This is a genomic window from Vibrio sp. V42_P2S4T144, assembly GCF_009904715.1.
Classification (GTDB): domain Bacteria; phylum Pseudomonadota; class Gammaproteobacteria; order Enterobacterales; family Vibrionaceae; genus Vibrio; species Vibrio alginolyticus.
Genome location: NZ_WXWS01000452.1, coordinates 1 through 2,877, shown reverse-complemented (window position 1 = coordinate 2,877; position 2,877 = coordinate 1). Strand labels below are relative to the sequence as shown.

General features: G+C 46.2%; 3 protein-coding genes. All 3 read right to left on the bottom strand.

Features of this window, described 5'->3' with window-relative positions:
- Positions 1-11: 11 nt before the first annotated feature.
- The 3 genes from CAG68_RS15285 to CAG68_RS15275 all read right to left on the bottom strand — a co-directional run bounded on the left by CAG68_RS15285 (position 12) and on the right by CAG68_RS15275 (position 2,606).
- Positions 12-494 (bottom strand): hypothetical protein, encoded by a 483-nt coding sequence (locus CAG68_RS15285; protein WP_005382371.1) that lies wholly within the window; start codon positions 492-494, stop codon positions 12-14.
- Positions 495-602: 108 nt separating this feature from the next.
- Complete coding sequence (locus tag CAG68_RS15280) at positions 603-2,330, bottom strand: sodium:solute symporter family protein (RefSeq protein ID WP_005382372.1); 1,728 nt, start codon at positions 2,328-2,330, stop codon at positions 603-605.
- A gap of 12 nt (positions 2,331-2,342) precedes the next feature.
- The gene (locus tag CAG68_RS15275; RefSeq protein WP_005382373.1) at positions 2,343-2,606 is read right to left on the bottom strand and encodes a DUF4212 domain-containing protein; all 264 of its coding nucleotides are present in this window, start codon (positions 2,604-2,606) and stop codon (positions 2,343-2,345) included.
- Between the last annotated feature and the right edge of the window lie 271 nt (positions 2,607-2,877).

The window sequence follows — 2,877 nt, the reverse complement described above, 5'->3', positions numbered from 1 at the left end:
GCTTGTCGCCGTTATTCAGTAAATAAGGTTTCGTACTTCACAAATGCGGTTTGTGTTTCACCATAATATAGTGTGCCGCCTGATTGAATGACGACTCTTAACCAGCTTTCTGCAGATGCAGGCTTTGGTAAGGTGATGTACCAGCTTTGGCCTGCTTGATCTGCGGGCTTCATATCAATCGGTTGAGCGTTTTTCTCTTTGTCACTCACAATAGAAACTTTAACCCCTTCGAGTGGGTAAGCGGCGTTGAGTGACAATTCTAAGTTATTTTTAGTGAGTTTTTCCGAGCGAAATTTCACTTTAAAATCGCCATTTTCCATATCACACAGACCGCTGGTGTAACGACAATTAGACTTACTCGCGAGTTTGTAAGTTTCCCCTTCTTGCGCCGCGTGGGGCTTCTCGCTGAGGGCCATATCGGTACCGAAGTAAGCGATCAAAGAGAGAACTGGCGCAATCAGTAGAGCGAGAATAAAGTGCTTGTTTTTGAACATCTTGGCTTCCTTGCAACGACATACTGCGAATATGGTAACTGAAAAGTGAGAATAAAAAAGCCCCGGACGGCTGGTTCCAAACGGGGCTTTTGTGGTTTTGATTAGTTTTTAGTGATCCACTGCACTACCAGCACCTACTGGCACGCGAACGTGTTCGACTAGGTCTTTTACTTCTTGTGGCGTTTCTGCTGTTACTTTGGAGACAGCGAATGCGACGATGAAGTTAAATAGTGCGCCAATAGCACCAAACGCGTTTGGCTCAATACCCAGGAACCAGTTTGTTCCCCAGCTTTCTAGATATTTCCAATCAGCAACGAAAAGGATGCCTTTGTGTTGGAATACGTAGAACAGCGTAATACTGATACCCGCAATCATACCGGCGATTGCGCCTTCTTTGTTGATGCTCTTGCTGAAGATGCCCATCATCAATGCAGGGAAGATGGATGAAGCGGCAAGACCAAAGGCGAGTGCTACCGTACCTGCGGCAAATCCAGGCGGATTTAAACCGAGATAGCCTGCGGCTGCTATCGCTACTGCCATTGATATTCGACTAGCAAGTAGCTCTTTTTTCTCGGATATGTTCGGATTGATAACCCCTTTGATTAAGTCATGGGAAATAGCTGAAGAAATGGCGAGTAGTAAACCTGCTGCGGTAGATAGTGCAGCTGCAAGACCACCTGCTGCCACAAGTGCGATCACCCAGTTTGGTAGTTTAGCGATCTCTGGGTTAGCCAATACCATGATGTCGTTATCAACGCGCAGTTCGTTGGTGGACGCATCTGAAGTGTATTGGATATTGCCATCGCCATTTTTATCGTCAAAACCGAGTAGTCCAGTTGTTTCCCAGTTTTTGAACCACGCAGGACGCTCGTCATACGCTAGGTGCTGACCCGGAGCTGGATTTACCGTATTCATTAGGTTGAGACGAGCCATCGCTGATACCGCTGGTGCTGTAGTGTAAAGGATTGCGATGAAGATCAGAGCCCAGCCTGCTGATGTACGTGCGTCGCGAACCTTCGGCACGGTAAAGAAACGGATAATTACGTGTGGTAGACCGGCAGTACCAATCATCAGTGACATGGTGTAGACAAACATATTAAGTGTGTCGCCACGTACTTGGGTCGTGTATTCACTGAATCCGAGTTCGGTCACAACTTGGTCAAGCCGATCGAGTAGATAGACATCGGTACCAGCCATGGTACTCCCCAGACCAATTTGTGGGATTGGGTTACCAGTGAGTTGCAGAGAGATAAAGATTGCAGGGATAGTGTAAGCAAGAATGAGTACGCAATATTGAGCAATCTGCGTGTAAGTGATGCCTTTCATGCCGCCAAGAACCGCGTACATGAAAACGATACACATACCAATTAATAGGCCAGTGGAGTAGTCCACTTCTAAGAAGCGGCCAAACGCAACGCCCACGCCTTTCATCTGACCGATAACATAAGTCACTGATGCGATGATAAGACAAACAACCGCTACGATACGTGCGGTATTGGAGTAAAAGCGTTCACCAACAAACTCTGGCACCGTAAACTTACCAAATTTGCGTAGGTAAGGCGCTAGCAACAGCGCAAGCAGAACGTAGCCACCAGTCCAACCCATTAGAAATACTGAGCCGCCATAGCCCATGAAGGCAATTAAGCCTGCCATTGAGATAAACGACGCTGCGGACATCCAATCGGCTGCGGTTGCCATACCGTTTGCAATCGGGTTTACACCGCCACCAGCAACATAAAACTCTTTGGTTGAGCCGGCGCGAGCCCAAATAGCAATCCCGATGTACAGGATGAACGTGGCGCCAACGACCAGGTAGGTAATAGTTTTCAAATCCATCTGAGTGACTCCTTATTCGTCCACGCCGAATTCACGGTCAATTTGGCGCATCTTCCATGCGTAATAGAAAATAATTCCTAGGAAGGCATAGATGGAGCCTTGTTGAGCAAACCAGAAACCGAGTTTGTAACCGCCTAGTTGAAATTGATTTAGTACGTCGACAAATAAAATGCCGCAGCCGAAAGACACGACGAACCAGATGACCATTAGGCCGATCATGAGCTTCACGTTTTTGTCCCAATAGGCTTTGGCTCTTTCTTCGCTTTCAAATGCCATTGCCGTCTCCTTACGATTGGTATTGTTGTTAATGAAATGTTTCAATATGTACATTAGCAAGGTGTTGGCAATAACTCTTTTCAACTTTAGTCGGGGTGTTAAAAATGAAGAACCTCCATGCTATGGGCTTTTGCAGCGAGCAAAGGGGTAAAATGTTATGTTAATGAAGTGTTAAGTTAGCCAAAGGTCTAAAGGTTGATTGGATAAACAAGCATGATTAAGACTGGCCATTAATCTTTTCTTCATTGAACTTGGAGATGCTGTGTAAGTA

What these genes read in the sequence shown, in the direction of transcription:
- CAG68_RS15280 (WP_005382372.1), bottom strand. Translation starts at nt 2,330, where the DNA reads ATGGATTTGAAAACTATTACCTACCTGGTCGTTGGCGCCACGTTCATC.
- CAG68_RS15285 (WP_005382371.1), bottom strand. Translation starts at nt 494, where the DNA reads ATGTTCAAAAACAAGCACTTTATTCTCGCTCTACTGATTGCGCCAGTT.
- CAG68_RS15275 (WP_005382373.1), bottom strand. Translation starts at nt 2,606, where the DNA reads ATGGCATTTGAAAGCGAAGAAAGAGCCAAAGCCTATTGGGACAAAAAC.